General features: G+C 42.9%; 15 protein-coding genes. 6 read left to right on the top strand and 9 right to left on the bottom strand.

Annotated elements, in window-relative coordinates; genetic code table 11:
* Positions 1–105 precede the first annotated feature (105 nt).
* The 6 genes from exbB to N5852_RS02790 all read left to right on the top strand — a co-directional run bounded on the left by exbB (position 106) and on the right by N5852_RS02790 (position 5,351).
* On the top strand, positions 106–1,383 hold the full coding sequence (gene exbB, locus N5852_RS02815) for a tonB-system energizer ExbB (protein WP_262098899.1): 1,278 nt from the start codon (positions 106–108) through the stop codon (positions 1,381–1,383).
* 4 nt (positions 1,384–1,387) lie between these two features.
* The gene (gene exbD / locus N5852_RS02810) at positions 1,388–1,828 is read left to right on the top strand and encodes a TonB system transport protein ExbD (RefSeq protein WP_262098897.1); all 441 of its coding nucleotides are present in this window, start codon (positions 1,388–1,390) and stop codon (positions 1,826–1,828) included.
* 31 nt (positions 1,829–1,859) lie between these two features.
* The gene (locus N5852_RS02805; protein WP_262098895.1) at positions 1,860–2,474 is read left to right on the top strand and encodes an energy transducer TonB family protein; all 615 of its coding nucleotides are present in this window, start codon (positions 1,860–1,862) and stop codon (positions 2,472–2,474) included.
* Positions 2,475–2,738: 264 nt separating this feature from the next.
* Positions 2,739–3,659 (top strand): cell envelope integrity protein TolA, encoded by a 921-nt coding sequence (locus N5852_RS02800; RefSeq protein WP_262098893.1) that lies wholly within the window; start codon positions 2,739–2,741, stop codon positions 3,657–3,659.
* A gap of 244 nt (positions 3,660–3,903) precedes the next feature.
* A complete protein-coding gene (locus N5852_RS02795; protein ID WP_315973233.1) occupies positions 3,904–4,248 on the top strand; it encodes a DUF952 domain-containing protein in 345 nt (114 codons plus the stop codon).
* Positions 4,245–5,351, top strand: coding sequence for a quinone-dependent dihydroorotate dehydrogenase (locus N5852_RS02790; RefSeq protein ID WP_262098891.1), 1,107 nt, complete (start codon positions 4,245–4,247; stop codon positions 5,349–5,351). Before N5852_RS02795 ends, N5852_RS02790 begins: the two co-directional genes overlap by 4 nt.
* 78 nt (positions 5,352–5,429) lie before the next feature.
* Here the strand turns inward: N5852_RS02790 and N5852_RS02785 are convergent, their stop codons facing one another.
* From N5852_RS02785 to metH, 9 genes are all read right to left on the bottom strand, one after another.
* Entirely contained in the window at positions 5,430–6,779 is a 1,350-nt protein-coding gene (locus N5852_RS02785; RefSeq protein ID WP_262098889.1) for a hypothetical protein, read from the bottom strand.
* A 46-nt stretch (positions 6,780–6,825) separates the two neighbouring features.
* Positions 6,826–7,308, bottom strand: coding sequence for a 23S rRNA (pseudouridine(1915)-N(3))-methyltransferase RlmH (gene rlmH / locus N5852_RS02780; protein ID WP_262098888.1), 483 nt, complete (start codon positions 7,306–7,308; stop codon positions 6,826–6,828).
* A gap of 100 nt (positions 7,309–7,408) precedes the next feature.
* Positions 7,409–8,107: a DUF7822 domain-containing protein gene (locus N5852_RS02775; RefSeq protein ID WP_262098886.1), complete on the bottom strand. Its 699-nt coding sequence runs from the start codon at positions 8,105–8,107 to the stop codon at positions 7,409–7,411.
* Between the two features lie 140 nt (positions 8,108–8,247).
* A complete protein-coding gene (gene rsfS / locus N5852_RS02770; protein ID WP_410004225.1) occupies positions 8,248–8,628 on the bottom strand; it encodes a ribosome silencing factor in 381 nt (126 codons plus the stop codon).
* A 158-nt stretch (positions 8,629–8,786) separates the two neighbouring features.
* Entirely contained in the window at positions 8,787–9,365 is a 579-nt protein-coding gene (locus tag N5852_RS02765) for a nicotinate-nucleotide adenylyltransferase (RefSeq protein WP_262099667.1), read from the bottom strand.
* A gap of 29 nt (positions 9,366–9,394) precedes the next feature.
* A complete protein-coding gene (locus N5852_RS02760; RefSeq protein ID WP_410004242.1) occupies positions 9,395–10,678 on the bottom strand; it encodes a glutamate-5-semialdehyde dehydrogenase in 1,284 nt (427 codons plus the stop codon).
* A 6-nt stretch (positions 10,679–10,684) separates the two neighbouring features.
* Positions 10,685–11,809: a glutamate 5-kinase gene (gene proB / locus N5852_RS02755; RefSeq protein ID WP_262098883.1), complete on the bottom strand. Its 1,125-nt coding sequence runs from the start codon at positions 11,807–11,809 to the stop codon at positions 10,685–10,687.
* 6 nt (positions 11,810–11,815) lie between these two features.
* A complete protein-coding gene (obgE, locus tag N5852_RS02750) occupies positions 11,816–12,829 on the bottom strand; it encodes a GTPase ObgE (protein WP_182417714.1) in 1,014 nt (337 codons plus the stop codon).
* A 259-nt stretch (positions 12,830–13,088) separates the two neighbouring features.
* The gene (gene metH, locus N5852_RS02745) at positions 13,089–16,838 is read right to left on the bottom strand and encodes a methionine synthase (RefSeq protein ID WP_262098880.1); all 3,750 of its coding nucleotides are present in this window, start codon (positions 16,836–16,838) and stop codon (positions 13,089–13,091) included.
* Positions 16,839–16,967: the final 129 nt, after the last annotated feature.

Raw genomic sequence — 16,967 nt, 5'->3', positions numbered from 1 at the left:
CTTTTTCAATATTTTTTTTAAACATGACTTGATTTATCATATTATTAAAGGGTAAGAATAGCCGCAAATTTCCTATTATATTTGAGATGTGTAAGAGGCATGATGATGAGTGGCTTAATAAAGCAATTTGTGGGAACACTAGGCATATTATTGGTTATGGTTGGTTATAGCCATGCACAAAATGCCCCTACACAACCAACTGAAGGCGGTGGGGCTTTATCAACTCCAAATCAAGCCGTTGATTCTCAAAACAATATACCACCTACAGTGCAACCAACACTTACGCCACCAGCAACGACACCTGCAGCTGGTACTGCCATTGCACCAGCAACTGCGCCATCGACTGCAACAGTAAGTGGTCAAAATACTTCAGTTGATACACCTCAAGCGCCTATAGGTCAGAATTCTGCACCAGCTAGCGCAACGTCTCAAAATGCGCAATTGCCATCCAATAATGGCTCCCAAGAAAATGGTGCGCAAACTGTGGCACCTGCCAATAATTTGCAAAATAGTCAAGCAAATCAAGCTACGGGCAATCAACCTGTACAACCATTACCGCCAGTAAATTCAGATGGAAATACTAATTTGCTACAAAGTGGTCAAAGTGACGCAAATGCCGCGCCAGTAGGTACTGAGACAGCAGTTGGTGTTGATAAGTCAACACTGCCACATGACCTTTCCCCTTATGGCATGTTTATGCAAGCCGACTGGGTGGTTAAAACAGTGATGATTGGTCTTGCAATGGCATCATTGCTCACTTGGATTATTTTTGTTGCTAAAACGATTGAGCTTAGCATTGCCAAAGCAAAAGTACGAAATGCGGTGCGCGAGATTGTAAGTTCCCATAGCCTTAGTGAAGCAATTGAAAAATTTGCTAATAAAAAGAATGTCAGCGGCCGCCTCATTAATGCCGCCGCCAATGAAGTGCGTATGTCGATTAATGCAGTGGATGGGGCTGGTAGCAGCGGTGTCAAAGAGCGCGTAACATCCGCTTTATCACGTATTGAAGCTCATGCAGGCCGGCGCATGGCTGGTGGCTCCGCTATTTTGGCAACCATTGGTTCAATTAGCCCCTTTGTTGGTCTATTTGGTACTGTTTGGGGTATTATGAATGCATTTATCGGCATATCTAAATCGCAGGTAACCAATTTGGCGGTTGTGGCACCTGGTATCGCTGAAGCATTGCTTGCAACGGCAATCGGCCTTGTTGCAGCTATTCCTGCTGTGGTGATTTATAACTATCTTGCCAAATCCATTATCGGATATCGTCAAATTGTAACCGATGCATCAACCGGAATTGAGCGTCTTGTCAGCCGTGATCTTGATTTTCGCGAAGCCCAAAGAAAATCGCCGCGCCCCATACAACCTTTAGCTGCGGAGTAGAATAATGGCTGCAAAACTTGGTGAAATTGGTGACGAACTAGACCTCAATCATGACATTAACGTTACGCCGTTTATTGATGTTATTTTGGTTCTACTGATTATTTTTATGGTTGCTGCACCTTTGGCTACCAGCGATATTCCAGTAAAATTACCAGCATCAACAACGCAGGCCCAGCCGCCAGAAGATAAGCCAATCTATCTTTCGGTTCAGCAAGACAAGTCACTTTTTGTTGGCGATGTTACAGTAAACCTAGAAAACCTCGCTGCTGAGCTTGATAGACAAAGTCAAAATAACAAAGAAACCAAGATTTTCATCCGTGGTGATACTAATGTTAATTATGGTGCAATGATGGATTTATTCAATTCATTGCGGGCGGCTGGATATTTTAGCATTGGGCTTGTTGGGCTTGAAATGTCTCCTTCTGCTCCACCTGCGGCGCAATGATAAGCGCTTTAAATATATTGGAAATTTAAAGATGGTAAAAAATGCAAAATTTAAAATAAGCATAAAAGTGATAAAGTCATTGACTGTGTTTTTGTCTTTTCTGCTTTTGTTGCCATTACATTTTGCATTTGCAGAAATACGAAACCAAACGAGTGATAACCAACATATTGTAAATGATGACACAAACCATCAAAGTGAAGCTAATCAATCTACAGAATTGCTAGCTTCACCCCCAGTGACATCGGTAAAGCCAAATACGCCATCTGAGGATGAGGCTTTAGCGTATGAAATGCGTTGTCAAAAAGATTTCATAACATGGAAAAGTTGCGTACAGGTTAGGATTAAAAATTTTTTTAGGCGCGTTTTAAGCATTGAAGAAACGGAAGGTGGCGTGGTTACTATCCGTTTTAAATATGATGAAGAGGGCACAATTACTGACGTTAAAGTTTTGCGCTCTTCAGGCGATGAAAAACTGAGCCAATATGCCTTAGCTCTATTTCAACGTATGAAAACTATACCTAAACCAATTAACGGGGGCGGAACCCTTACAGTTCCGTTAAGTTTTCCTAAAGTGGAAAAAAAGCAATCTGGTGATGAGACAATTGATGATAAAGCTGCGAGAGATCCATCTTCAGAAAAATGGTGATCCATTTGTTAGTAGTTGTAACGGTTATGCAATTTTGCGCAAACGGCAAGCGTCTCATTCATGACTGGATTTCATTTAGACATTTTTTGCAAATTTTGGAAGTAGCAGACTTTAAAATTATATAGTGTTTTTGCTTATTTGTGAAATTCAGGCACGGGACATTAAGAGCTCATTATATAAAAATGCGCTGCAAGAATTATGTAAATACGAGCAATAAAAATAGGAACGCGGCTTATTGAGGCATTCCAATTAGGAGTTGATACAATGCAGGGAAATACGGGACAGGACAGTGCAGGGAAAAAGCAGTCCCCCTTTATTCTACCAGCGGCCCCTTGGTGGCAGAAATGCCTATTATGGGGTGGTGCGGCTATTTTTGTCACGTTTTTTTATATTGCTGCAGCCGTTGCAGTTTATCGCTTTGGCAATGAACCTGACCGTCTTGCTGGCGCCCCACCTGCTTTGATGTTGGTGTTTGCCGAAGAAGTGACAGCGCCAGATAGCCAAGATGTTTCAGAAGACGTGCAGGCTGAAACGCAAATTAATGAGCCTGACGTTGAAGAAGAGCCGGAAGAAGTGCCGGAGCCAGAACCAGAGCCGTTACCAGAACCTGAGCCCGTTGTTGAAGAGGTAAAGCCTGACCCCGTTATCACTCCACCATCAGATATGGTGGAAGAGGTAAAGAAGGAAGAGCCAAAGGAAGAGCCTAAAGAGGAAAAGGTAAAACCAACACCAAAGCCTCAAAAGCCTGAACCTAAAAAGGTTGAAAAGCCAGAGCCAAAGAAAAAAACACCACCACCTAAGAAACAAGCCCAAAAGGCAGATCGCAACCAGAAGGCTGCTGCACCAAATGTTAATGCAAAACGTGGCGATACTTTTGCCGCACCACGCACCAGTACGACCGATGGTTTAGGCGGCAAGCTGTTTAACGATTGGAAAGGTAGGGTGCAGGTTAAATTACGTAGCATGGCCGGTCGCCTAAAGCGCCAAGCAGGTGGTTTATCTGGTACAGCAACCATAAAATTCTCTTATGATGCATCAGGAAGAGTGACATCTGCGCGTATTAGTCGCTCATCAGGCAATGATCGTGTGGATGAAATTGCTTTAAAAGTAGTGCAAATGGCATCTCCTATACCAACACCACCAGATGGTGCTGGTGGCCTGACAGTGCCGGTTCAAATTCGTTAATAATTGAACCAAACCTTTATTTAGAGGTCTAATTGACTATTTTGCTTTTAAAGGCGTCAAAGCAATTTGCTTTGGCGCTTTTTTATTTAAACCCCTTAAATTTTATAAGCATCATTTTGCCAATTGTATTTTAGCCATTATAGCCATATGAAAGAAATAGAAGCGCAAGGCAGATAATGATATGATTTTGCCACGCAGCGATATTTTGTTAGTATGAAACTAGATTTGAAGTGGCAGATTTTATATGGCCTTTATCTATAAAATTTTAACCGATCCACAATGGCAACAAGCCCAAAAAGATGGTGTATTTTTAGGCGCACCTATCGATCTTGCTGATGGTTTCATCCATTTTTCAACTGCCGCTCAAGTTGCTGAAACCGCCAATAAGCATTTTAAGGGTCAAGAAAATCTTTGGTTAGTGCAAGTTGATGAAGAAAAGCTTGGTCAAGCCTTACGCTATGAAGTATCACGCGGTGGGGCATTGTTTCCGCATCTTTATGCTACTTTAGATTGCCAGCTTATAAAAAATGTCTGGTCATTTAACCCTGACGATAATGGCATATTTTCCATGGATGAGGATTTATTATGAATTTTCCAATCAAGCAAAGTCTAGCATGGTCGCTTATCAAACCATTTATTTATAAGTGTGACCCGGAAAAAGCCCATGCTTTAGCTATATCTGGATTAAAAACTGGACTTTCAAAAGGTATCCCCATTGAAGACAAGCGCCTTTACTGTAACTTTGCCGGTTTAAATTTAAAAAATCCACTTGGTATGGCAGCCGGATTTGATAAAAATGCCGAAGTACCAGACGCTGTTTTGCATCTTGGTTTTGGCTTTACCGAAATTGGTACGTTGACGCCATTACCGCAAGAGGGAAATCCCAAGCCCCGACTTTTCCGTTTAGTTGATGATGAAGCGGTTATCAATCGTATGGGGTTTAATAATGATGGCCACAATGCTGCTCATCAACGGCTTCTAGCGCGCCGCCGCCAAGGTATTGTTGGTGTAAATATCGGTGCCAATAAGACATCTCAAAACCGTATTGACGATTATGTTCAAGGTATTAGCCGTTTTTATGATGTAGCAGATTATTTTACCGTTAATATTTCTTCACCCAACACACCCGGTTTGCGGGACTTGCAAGCGCGTAGTAGTTTGAATGAATTATTAAATGCCGTAACTACTGCACGAGCAAACCAACAGCAAAAAATAGCTAAAGAAATTCCAATTTTTTTAAAAATTGCACCAGATCTTGATGAAGCAAGCTTGGATGATATTGCAGAAGAGCTATTAGCAAGTTCGTTTAATGGTGTGATTATATCCAATACCACCCTATCACGCAGCGGCTTAAGAGATAAGGTTCAAGCAAAGGAAGCAGGCGGCCTATCGGGTAAACCACTTTTTGAACGCTCGACCATTGTACTTGCAAAAATGCGTAAGCGTCTTGGTAAGGATTATAATATTATTGGTGCAGGCGGTATACATAATGGTGAAACAGCATTAGAAAAAATCAAAGCTGGGGCAGACTTGGTGCAGCTTTATAGCTCAATGGTTTATGAAGGGCCGTTTCTTGCAGGCAACATTTTACGTGGACTTTTAAATGCTTGCGAGCAAGATGGCGTTGGCAATATTCATGATTATCGCGATGCTGAGGTTAATGCTTGGGCAGCACGCCAAATAGATCCTTAATAATTTATCTTGCCCAAAATATATTTAAAATCATCATGGCTTTGGAAAAGTAAACTTAACCAAAGCCATTTTTTTGTCTTAATGTGCAATATCTTCCCAATAATATTCTTTATAATTGATAAGATTAACCGAACTCAACAAACCATCTCGCATTATCGCAAGTGATAAATTATTTTTTTCATTTGGTGGATATATTTTCACCATGCCAATATAGTCAGCAAAGCGTTTGTAAAAATGAACCATGCTTTCATGCAGATTACCATAGGATTGTAACCGAGCAGCATCAAAGCTTTGCCGCCATAAATTATAATCATTCCGCATTTTTTCAGCGTTATTTTTAAATTGTTGAACCTCATCACTATAACGACTTGTTTTCAGCGCCTTATCCGCCAAAACTGTTAAGGCCAACAAATCTTCGACAACAGCAAGGTATAATTGCCTTTTGTCATCTTGATCTAGTGAGTTTCGATAATTTTGTGTGACATTATAAAAATCCGGCGGTAATGCAAGCCCGATTTCGCGCCGTAAATATTTAAATTTATGAAGGTAATCAATATAGGCTTGCTGATTTTCTTTGATAAATGTTAAATCATCATTATCCTTAATCGTTGCGTGGTTTTTCATTTCACGCGCAAGAGGATAAAACTCTACGATAGTATCAATATATTCTTGTACAAGATTGTAAATTCGAGGATTATTATAGGCCATTTTTTGTGCAAGATATATTTGTGCCTGCTCATAACGAAGCTTCCCCACATCCAAAACGGTGATTTCACGTGCGTTATTGGCAATATCTCGCGTAAAATAGGCTGTTGTACGATCGCTATCAACTAATCGACCCAAATTTTTGCTAATGTTAGAAAGGTAAAGATATTCCTTCTTTTCTTTACTACCTTGTTCAATCGGTGTCTTAGGACTTATAAAACGCAACTCAGCTAATGGATCATATTGATGGATATGATAAGCAAATGTTGCAGCAAGAACCAGTAAAAAAAGACCGAGTCTTTTGAATACTTTTCCTTTGCTAGGCGTGCCTGTTCCAGATAAAAACTTTAATTTCGGAAAGGTTATAGAAATAAACATGACCGCCAAACAAAGCGCCATCCAACAGATAAGCGGATTGCTTATCTCAATTCCTGGAATCATGAAACCGGTTATTATTTTAGGAATCTGATTATATTTGGCTAATAAGTCTGGGTCTCCATGACTTCGAACAAAATAAGTAAGCCACCCATCATTTTCACCATAGGGTAAATTTTGGGAAAAATATAAAAATACATAGATAAAGGGCAGCGCGATAAGTGGCAAGGCGATAATACGCGTTAACCAACCTGGTCTTACAAGTGCTAATAAAAATCCTAAAATTGCAAGACCAGCCCATACCAGATAAAAACCAGCGCCTAAATAAAAAATACTGTCAATTTCCATATAAAAACCCTAAAATTTATACCTATAAACATTTAGATTTTTGACGCTAATCACGATGATAGGGATGATTACTCAAAATCGTTGTCGCCCGATAAAGCTGCTCGGCAAGCAAAATACGAGCAATCTGGTGTGGCCATGTCATCGAGCCAAAGGATAGAAGTCTATCTGCTCTTTGACGTGCCAAATCCCCATGGCCATCTGGCCCACCAATCGCAATTAATAATTGCCGCGCGCCATCATCGCGAAATTGAGCAATATCATCAGCAAATTGACGAGATGAAATGGACTTTCCTCGCTCATCAAGTACAATTAGTCGCGCATTATCTTGCAGGCGTTCAAGCATCTTATTGCTTTCTTCATCCATGCGTGCTTGTGCCTTATCAAAACGGCTTTCGGTAATTTCATGAACGCCGCCAAAACTTAAGCCTAAGGCCGGAGCCGATTTTGTAAAACGGTCAAAATAGCGATCAACAAGCTCACGCTCTGGGCCTTTTTTCATGCGGCCAACAGCAAAAATTCCAACTTGCACAGATTTTTTCCTTATCAGGCTTTCATCGTTTTTCAGTTTCAAACGCTTTCGCATGCAATTCCGCGAAAATGTTTTTATATCGTATTGCAGCGATGTTTATTTATTGATCATTGCCATTATATTCATTACTCGTTTCCTGTTCGGCTTCAAATTCCGCACGCGTATAAGGCATGTAAAAAGGCTCCGCAGATAGAGCTGCGAGCCCAAGCATGGCATTACCACGATTAATATGGTCAAATGTATCGCTAAGTGTGAGATGATTTAAACGCGTTTTTGGATCATTTTTTCGCATTGCTTGTGAAAGCTTACGTCTTTGCCAAAATTTTGGCCCCTTTAAATTATCGACCGCAGTTCCTATTTGCTGGCAAATTTTACATTCCATTTCAACCCACTCCACAAGGGTGAAATCATTAGTTTTTTCCAATACATCAATCTCATATGTTTCAAGCAAATAATACTTAACGCGCTTTTGCGATAGATTCTCTTGCACTTCCTCAAAAGCCTCAATCATGAACGGATTGACATTACGAGCAAGGTCTTTCATTAAACCAGCGATTTTTTGAAAGCGAGCATAGCCAATATCTCCATCGCCGATAATGGCTGGAATAAGTTGTTGATCGTCATCATCTTCAGGTGAAAAAATAAGACTTGAAACGCATTGCGGATTACCGCTTACCAAAAGGCGAAAAAAAAAGGGAATGGCATAGGGTTGGTCGCCAAGACCAAATACTACTTCTGGATAAACATTCTTTTTAGGCGAATAATCGCTAATACCATAAAAATAAGTTCTATTTGCCATAACAACTTTCAATGATTGATAGCGTTAAAATCAAAAGTAACAATAGCAGATATTGCTTCAGGTGAAAGCTTATTATTCATATATTAAAAAGGAACAATAAAATGCAAGGTTAACCAATAGATAACCTTGCATATATTTCATTATTTTTTGTCATTATCCGGCTGTTGCCACATTTTTTCCAGATTATAAAATTCACGCACTTCTGGACGGAAGAGATGAATAATAACATCGCCGGTATCGATCAACACCCAATCACCATCAGGTAGTCCTTCAACTTTTACATTACGCACGCCTTCTTCGCGTAGTTTGCGTAAAATTTGGTCACCAGCAGAGGCGACATGGCGGCTAGAACGACCCGAAGCGATAACCATGAAATCGCCAAGTGCAGACTTGCCCCTAATATCAATTTGGATGATGTCTTCTGCTTTAGCATCTTCTAGGCATTCAATAATAAATTCTAGCTGTAGCTCAGGCAGAGGAATAGCTTTATGAGGTTTGCGACCAGGCCGATTACTAGCCAAGATTGGATCGCTTGTCGACAAGGTGTCGTTTAAGTGTGTTGCGGTTTTCAGAGCCGTCCCTTTCTATAAAAGATATCGTTACGCATCACATTTATTAAATGTGCCGTAAATTATTATAATTGGCAAGATAAATTATTAACCAATGCCTTATCAACTATTTAGCTTTGGCGCAATTGTGTTGATGAAAGGCTTGAGCGTGGGCCGTGGATAAAGGTCCATGCAGGCGGTTTCATCAAAGCAAGGCCGCTTGCTAAGCGTTCATCAATACGGTTTTGGGCAAAACGCCGTGCCGTCACTGATGACAGCGCTGCAATTGTTGCACCCGGCCTATCAATAATTGCAATGGGGATTTTACGAGCTATATCTTGCCAATGCTGCCATTGATGGAAGTTTTTCAAACTATCTGCCCCCATAACCCAAACAAAATGCACACCGACATTACGCTGCAATATATGGTTTATAGTATCTGCTGAAAAGCGTGTTTCAATCGCCTGTTCAAATGCTGTTACTTTAATATGTGGATCAGAGATGAGCCCTTCACTTAAGCCTACCCGCTCACTTAATGGGCGCAATTCCTTTTGGCTTTTAAGCGGATTGCCTGGCGTTACCATCCACCATAGCTTGTCAAGGCGTAGCCGTGTCATTGCAATATCGGCCACTAAAACATGCCCCTTATGCGGCGGATTGAACGAACCACCATAAAGGCCGATAATATTGCCTTTTTCCGCATGAGGCATTTTCAAATAATGATCGGCTAGCTTGTCGCTCAAGGTCTTATTTGCCCTTTGCCCAGTACATGATATTGAAACGAAGTCAGCTGCTCAACACCAATTGGCCCACGTGCATGCATTTTACCCGTCGCAATACCAATTTCCGCCCCAAAACCAAACTCACCACCATCGGCAAATTGCGTCGAGGCATTATGAATTAGAATGGCTGAGTCGATGCCATTAAAGAATGTTTCAACAATTTGAGGATCTTCAGCAATAATAGCTTCTGTATGATGCGATGAATAATGTTCAATATGGTCAATCGCTTCATCAATGCCATCAACAAAACGCACCGACAAAATCGCATCAAGATATTCGGTTGACCAGTCCTCATCACTTGCTGGCACTGCCTTATCAAATATTTGCAATATTTCAGTGCTGCCTCGAATTTCGCAACCTTTAGCAACAAGATTATTCAAAATCGCAATCAATGCTTGCATGTCAAAATCACGATCTACCAATAAGGTTTCAACTGCGCCACAAATACCAGTACGGCGCATTTTTGCATTGAGTACAACCTCATTAGCAACATTTTTATCAGCAGATTTATCAATATAAATATGGCAAATACCTTCAAGATGAGCAAAGACAGGGACTCTTGCTTCATCTTGCACGCGCTTGACAAGGCTTTTACCACCGCGTGGCACGATTACATCAATTGCACCATTAAGACCTTTAAGCATTTCGCCAACCGCAGCGCGGTCGGTTGTCTCAACCATTTGTACGGCATTTTGTGGTAAGCCAGCCGCTAACAACCCTGCTTTAATTGCTTGATAAATTGCATTTGATGAATGAAACGAATCCGAACCACCACGCAAGATGACGCAATTGCCAGCCTTAAGGCAAAGAGCAGCCGCATCGGCGGTTACATTGGGGCGGCTTTCATAAATAACGCCAATAACTCCAAGCGGCGTGCGCACCCTTTGAATATGCAAACCATTGGGACGATCCCATTCATCAATGACGCTGCCTACCGGATCAGGCAAATTGCTAATCATGCGCACGCTGTCAGCAATATTCGCAATGCGTTTTTCATCTAAGCGTAAACGGTCAAGCATTGCTGCCGACATGCCAGCTTTTGTCCCTTGCTCAATATCTAATTGATTGGCAGCAAGAATGGCTTGGCAATTATTAGAAATTTCATCGGCAATGGCTTTTAAAGCGGTAGTCTTTTGTTCCGGCAAGGCCGATTTTAGCCTGCGTTGGGCTTGCCGCGCTTTCACCCCCATATCAAGCATGGCACGGGCGATATCATGATTTTGATGATGATCTGGCATTATATCCCCCTATTTATGCACAACCATATCATTGCGATGAATTATGGCAGAACGCGCATCATAACCCAAAATATCAGCAATCTCCGTGCTTTTATGACCAGCAATGCGGCGTGCTTCATCACTATCATAGGCAATAAGCCCGCGAGCAATTTCGCCGCCATTGGGGCGCACAATCGCAACCGTATCACCACGATGGAATTGACCCGATACTGATACAACACCAGCAGGTAAAAGTGATTTACCGGCAAGCAAGGCCCGTACTGCGCCTTCATCAACCTGTAAAATACCCATTGGCTCAATCTGGCCGGCTATCCACGTCTTCCACGCGTTGACTGGACGCTCTGATGGTTTAAAGAGGCTATAAGGAATACCCTCATCCAAAGCTTTAAGTGGATGAAGCCGCTTGCCCGATGTGATAATCATTGCCGTGCCGGCGCTAGTAGCAATCTTACCAGCATCAAGCTTAGTTTTCATGCCACCGCGTGATAATTCTGACGCTGCAACGCCTGCCATGGCCTCAATATCTGGGGTAATGGCATCAATCACTGGTAATAATTTAGCATTTTTATCCAAATGCGGCGGTGCCGTATAAAGCCCATCAATATCAGATAGCAAAATAAGCAAATCTGCGCCCATCATTGTTGCAACGCGCGCGGCTAAGCGATCATTGTCGCCATAGCGGATTTCACTGGTGGCAACCGTGTCATTCTCATTAATAACTGGCACAATGCCCAATTTTAGCAGAGTATTCATGGTGGCACGAGCATTGAGATAACGCCGACGCTCTTCGGTATCGTCAAGGGTTAATAAAATTTGCCCCGTGCGCAACTGGAATTTTTGCAATTCTTCATTATAGGCGCGGGCAAGTTCAATCTGCCCCACCGACGCAAAAGCTTGACTTTCTTCCAGTTTTAACGCACCCGATGGAATAGATAACAAGGTACGACCCAAGGCAATAGCGCCAGAGGAAACAACCATAATTTCTGTTCCAGAGTTTTTGAGTGCGGCAATATCACTACAAATGGCGGCAAGCCAGTCTTGTTTAAGGCCAGAACTTGGGTCAACCAAAAGGGAAGAGCCAATTTTAACCACAATACGCTTATAGCTTGCTAATGATTGTTTGACCGCCGCCATCAAATTTTACGCCTCACTTGTTTCCTCAATGCGGCTCTCGTCGATGTTTTTCATCAACATGCGCAATGCACCTTCCAAACCTTCACGGGTCACACCTGATAGGGCAAGCACGGGAGATCCTACAGCCTTTGCAAGCTCCGACATTTTTTCGGCGCGTTCTTCAGGGGTTAAAATATCAACCTGCGACAGCGCAACAACTTCCGGCTTTTCATCAAGACCATTACCATAGGCTGCCAATTCATCACGAATGGTGCGATAGGTTTTGGCAACATCTTCTTCGCGTGCTGAAACAAGATGCAATAACACCCGCGTACGCTCGACATGGCCCAAGAACTTATCACCAATACCAACGCCTTCATGGGCGCCTTCGATAAGACCTGGGATATCCGCAATCACAAATTCGCGGCCATCAATACGGGCAACGCCAAGGCCGGGATGTAAAGTGGTAAAGGGATAATCAGCAATTTTGGGTTTCGCTGCGGTCACGCTTGACAAAAAGGTTGATTTACCAGCATTAGGCAAGCCAACAAGACCCGCATCAGCAATCAACTTCAAGCGCAACCATAAGGTGCGCTCTTCGGCATCTTGACCGGGATTGGCACGCCTTGGTGCGCGGTTAGTAGATGTGGTAAAATGCAAATTACCAAAACCGCCATTACCACCTTTTGCTAGGCGAAAACGCTCGCCAACACGAGTGAAATCGCAAATTAGGGTTTCATCATCTTCTTCAAAAATTTGCGTACCAACGGGTACTTTTAAAATAACATCTTCACCCTTAGCGCCGGTGCGGTTACGACCCATGCCATGCATGCCGGTTTTAGCCTTGAAATGCTGTTGAAAGCGATAATCAATTAAGGTGTTAAGACCTGCAACACATTCAGCCCAAACATCACCGCCACGTCCGCCATCACCGCCATCGGGGCCGCCAAATTCAAGAAACTTCTCCCTGCGGAAAGAGACCGCACCAGCGCCACCATTGCCGGAGCGAATATATACTTTTGCTTGATCGAGAAATTTCATGCTTTTTGCCGTTTACCAGTTTTAGAGAATAAGGATGAAGCAATTTTGTACCAACAAAATGCTTGAGATGTTTGACGAATGCATTTGAGCGATGGGAGCAAACATCTACCATTGATAAAATGCTATAATTGAATTTTGCGCATTTTTCCACATAAAAGCGCAACTATTCGAATTAAATTGCTTTTTTGATGAAAAATAAAGGGCACTTTTACAGCGCCCTTTATGCCTTACTTTGGCTTTAATAGATTTAAACCTTCAATTAAGCCGCATCTAGCTTGTTAGGCATATAGTTTAAAATTGGCCCAAGCCAACGCTCAACCTCACCAATCGGCATGTTTTTGCGCGCAGCATAATCTTCCACCTGATCACGCTCAACTTTGGCAACGCCAAAATAATAGCTTTCTGGATGTGAAAAATAAAGCCCAGAAACACTTGATCCTGGCCACATGGCATAGCTTTCCGTAAGCTCCACCCCTGTTGCTTTGGTGGCATCTAACAAATCAAACAAGGTTCGTTTTTCAGTATGGTCTGGCTGGGCAGGATAGCCAGGCGCAGGCCGAATACCTTTATAGGGTTCCCCCACCAATTGCTCTGGCGTAAAAGCTTCATCCTTTGCATAGCCCCAATAATTCTTGCGCACTTCTTCATGCATACGCTCGGCAAAGCTTTCAGCAAAACGGTCAGACAAGGCTTTAACCAAAATAGACGAATAATCATCATTGGCACGTTCAAAATTTTCGGCAAAGCTTTGTTCGCCATTACCAGCCGTTACGACAAAGCCACCAAGATAATCAGCTTTGCCACTTGTTTGCGGTGCAACAAAATCAGCCAAGGCAAGATTTGCAACATTTTCACGCCGGCTTAATTGCTGGCGAAGTGTATAAAAGGTTGTTAATTGCTCGCGTCTTGTTTCATCAGTAAACAAAGCAATATCATCACCAATTGCATTGGCTGGCCAAAAACCGATAACCCCTTTTGGGTGGAACCATTTTTCCTTGATAATTTTATCCAACATATGGCGTGCATCATCATAAAGTTGGCGTGCCGTTTCGCCTTGCTTTTCATCTTGTAAAATAGCTGGAAAACGCCCTTTCAACTCCCAACTCTGGAAAAAAGGTGTCCAATCAATATAATGGGCAAGGTCAGCAAGATCCCAATCTTCAAAAACCTTGGTGCCGAGAAATGTTGGTTTTGGTGGCGAATAATTTTGCCAATCAATCTTAAAAGCGTTAGCGCGTGCTTCTGCAAGCGGTAAGCGTTTTTTAGCCGCTTCCCCACGCTCATGGGCGCTCGCAACCTTTGCATATTCTTCACGTATATCGCTTATTGTAGCTTCACGGCTATCAGGCGACAAGAGTGATGATACAACGCCAACCGCGCGACTTGCATCAAGCACATAGACCGCTTGGCTGCGTTGATAACGCGGATGGATTTTTACCGCTGTATGAACGCGGCTTGTGGTTGCGCCGCCAATCAGCAATGGAATATCAAAGCCTTCTTTTTCCATCTCACTGGCAACATTGACCATTTCATCAAGTGATGGCGTGATAAGCCCTGATAGGCCTATGGCATCGGCCTTAACTTCACGGGCGGTTTCTAAAATTTTAGCTGCCGGCACCATGACCCCTAGGTCAATAATTTCATAATTATTACAAGCAAGCACAACGCCAACAATATTTTTGCCAATGTCATGCACGTCACCTTTAACCGTTGCCATAACAATTTTACCAGCGCTTGAGCGGGTATTGCCGGATTTATCATCTTCCATATAGGGTAATAGAACCGCAACGGCTTGTTTCATCACGCGGGCAGATTTAACCACTTGTGGCAAAAACATTTTACCAGCGCCAAAAAGATCGCCAACCACATTCATGCCAGCCATTAACGGGCCTTCAATCACATCCAATGGTTTTGCGGCTTCTAGTCTTGCTTCTTCAGTGTCGGCCTCAACAAATTCTGAAATACCGTTGACTAGCGCGTGTTCAAGCCGCTTTTCAACCGACAATTGGCGCCAAGACATATCTTTTTCTTGTGCCACTTGCCCTCCTTGACCGCGATAATTTTCAGCTAAAGTCAATAAGCGTTCGGTTGCGCCATCATCACTATTAAGCACCACATCTTCACATGCTTTACGCAAATCTGGATCAATCGCGTCATAAACTGCCAATTGGCCAGCATTAACAATGCCCATATCCATACCGGCAGCAATGGCGCGATAAAGGAAAACCGCATGCATGGCTTCACGCACCGGTTCATTACCGCGAAATGAGAAAGAAAGATTGGATACACCGCCAGAAATATGGACATGCGGCAAGGTGGCACGAATATCATGGGTTGCTTCAATAAAATCAACGCCATAATTATTATGTTCTTCAATACCGGTGGCAACGGCAAAAATATTGGGGTCAAAAATAATATCTTGCGGCGGAAAACCAACTTGCTGAGTTAAAATATTATAAGCGCGGGTACAAATTTCTACCTTACGCTCGCGTGTATCAGCTTGGCCAACTTCATCAAAGGCCATAACGACAACGGCGGCACCATAACTGCGGGCAAGACGAGCTTGCTCGATAAATTTTTCCTCGCCCTCTTTCATAGAAATTGAGTTGACGATGGATTTACCTTGCACGCATTTTAAACCTGCTTCAATCACTTCCCATTTAGACGAGTCGATCATAATCGGCACGCGGGCAATATCAGGTTCAGCTGCTAACAGATTTAAAAACTCATGCATAACGGCTTTGGAATCAATGAGCCCTTCATCCATATTAATGTCGATAATTTGCGCGCCATTTTCGACCTGCGCACGGGCAACTTCTAATGCCGCACTATAATCACCTGCGGTAATAAGCTTTTTAAACCGGGCCGAGCCGGTCACATTGGTGCGCTCCCCCACATTCACAAATGGGATATCATCAGTTAAAGTAAAAGGCTCAAGACCTGACAGGCGCAAACGTGGCTCAATTGTTGGAATTTGTCTTGGCTTAAATTCTTTAACTTTTTCAGCAATAGCGGCAATATGTTCAGGCGTTGAACCACAGCAACCACCAATAATATTGATAAGACCATCCTTAGCAAAATTGGCGACTTGCTCTGCCATTGCCTCTGGGCTTTCATCATATTCACCAAAAGCATTGGGAAGACCAGCATTGGGATAAGCGCAAATGAGCGTATCTGCTACTTGCGACAATTCTTTTATATGCGGATACATCGCATGGGCGCCAAGCGCGCAATTTAGCCCAAATGAAAAAGGCTGGGCATGGGCGAGTGAATACCAAAAGGCGGTTGGCGTTTGCCCAGATAAGGTACGCCCAGACAAATCGGTAATCGTACCGGAAATCATAATCGGCAAACGGATATTCTTTTCAAGAAACACTTCTTCAGCGGCAAAAACAGCGGCCTTTGCATTTAATGTGTCAAAAATCGTCTCGATCAGTAAAAGATCCGAACCCCCATCGATCAGTCCTCTGATCTGCTCGCCATAGGCAATGCGTAAATCATCAAAAGTGACAGCGCGATAGCCTGGATTATTAACATCCGGCGAAAGTGATGCTGTGCGATTGGTTGGCCCAATAGCACCTGCAACAAAGCGCATTTTGCCATCATAATCTTGCGCGCGTAATGCTGCGCGTCGAGCAAGACGTGCGCCATCGCGGTTAAGCTCGTAAACTTCCGCTTCCATACCGTAATCAGCTTGCGCAATTGAGGTTGATGAAAAAGTATTGGTTTCTAAAATATCTGCGCCAGCAAGGGCATAGCGATAATGAATATCTTCAATGGCTTTTGGTTGGGTAAGGGTTAAAAGGTCGTTATTACCTTTTAACAAACAATCACAACTTACAAAGCGATGACCGCGAAAATGTTCTTCCTCAAAGCTTAGACCTTGAATCTGTGTTCCCATTGCGCCGTCAAGGATAAGAATGCGCTCTTTAGCGGCTTTTTTGAGCATTGCAAGGCGATCATCCGCTGCCTTACTGCTTTCAAAAAGTGAAGAGAAAGATTCGCTCATAATACATGATCCTTGGTCGTTATCGGCGCATTGTTATAAAATACTAGGCTCATTGCTTAATCTTCGGCTTAAAACTAAAAAGCGCGAAACCTGCAATCTAGGCACGGGACAAAGATTGTTTTGCCAAAC

It is taken from the genome of Bartonella sp. HY328 (assembly GCF_025449335.1).
GTDB lineage: Bacteria > Pseudomonadota > Alphaproteobacteria > Rhizobiales > Rhizobiaceae > HY038.
This window is presented reverse-complemented; position numbering and strand designations above follow the sequence as displayed.

Excerpts from the sequence above, each read along its gene's own strand:
- exbB (WP_262098899.1), top strand. The coding sequence starts at position 106 with ATGAGTGGCTTAATAAAGCAATTTGTGGGAACACTAGGCATATTATTG.
- exbD (WP_262098897.1), top strand. The coding sequence starts at position 1,388 with ATGGCTGCAAAACTTGGTGAAATTGGTGACGAACTAGACCTCAATCAT.
- N5852_RS02805 (WP_262098895.1), top strand. The coding sequence starts at position 1,860 with ATGGTAAAAAATGCAAAATTTAAAATAAGCATAAAAGTGATAAAGTCA.
- N5852_RS02800 (WP_262098893.1), top strand. The coding sequence starts at position 2,739 with ATGCAGGGAAATACGGGACAGGACAGTGCAGGGAAAAAGCAGTCCCCC.
- N5852_RS02795 (WP_315973233.1), top strand. The coding sequence starts at position 3,904 with ATGGCCTTTATCTATAAAATTTTAACCGATCCACAATGGCAACAAGCC.
- N5852_RS02790 (WP_262098891.1), top strand. The coding sequence starts at position 4,245 with ATGAATTTTCCAATCAAGCAAAGTCTAGCATGGTCGCTTATCAAACCA.
- N5852_RS02785 (WP_262098889.1), bottom strand. The coding sequence starts at position 6,779 with ATGGAAATTGACAGTATTTTTTATTTAGGCGCTGGTTTTTATCTGGTA.
- N5852_RS02775 (WP_262098886.1), bottom strand. The coding sequence starts at position 8,107 with ATGGCAAATAGAACTTATTTTTATGGTATTAGCGATTATTCGCCTAAA.
- N5852_RS02765 (WP_262099667.1), bottom strand. The coding sequence starts at position 9,365 with ATGCCTCATGCGGAAAAAGGCAATATTATCGGCCTTTATGGTGGTTCG.
- proB (WP_262098883.1), bottom strand. The coding sequence starts at position 11,809 with ATGGCGGCGGTCAAACAATCATTAGCAAGCTATAAGCGTATTGTGGTT.
- obgE (WP_182417714.1), bottom strand. The coding sequence starts at position 12,829 with ATGAAATTTCTCGATCAAGCAAAAGTATATATTCGCTCCGGCAATGGT.
- metH (WP_262098880.1), bottom strand. The coding sequence starts at position 16,838 with ATGAGCGAATCTTTCTCTTCACTTTTTGAAAGCAGTAAGGCAGCGGAT.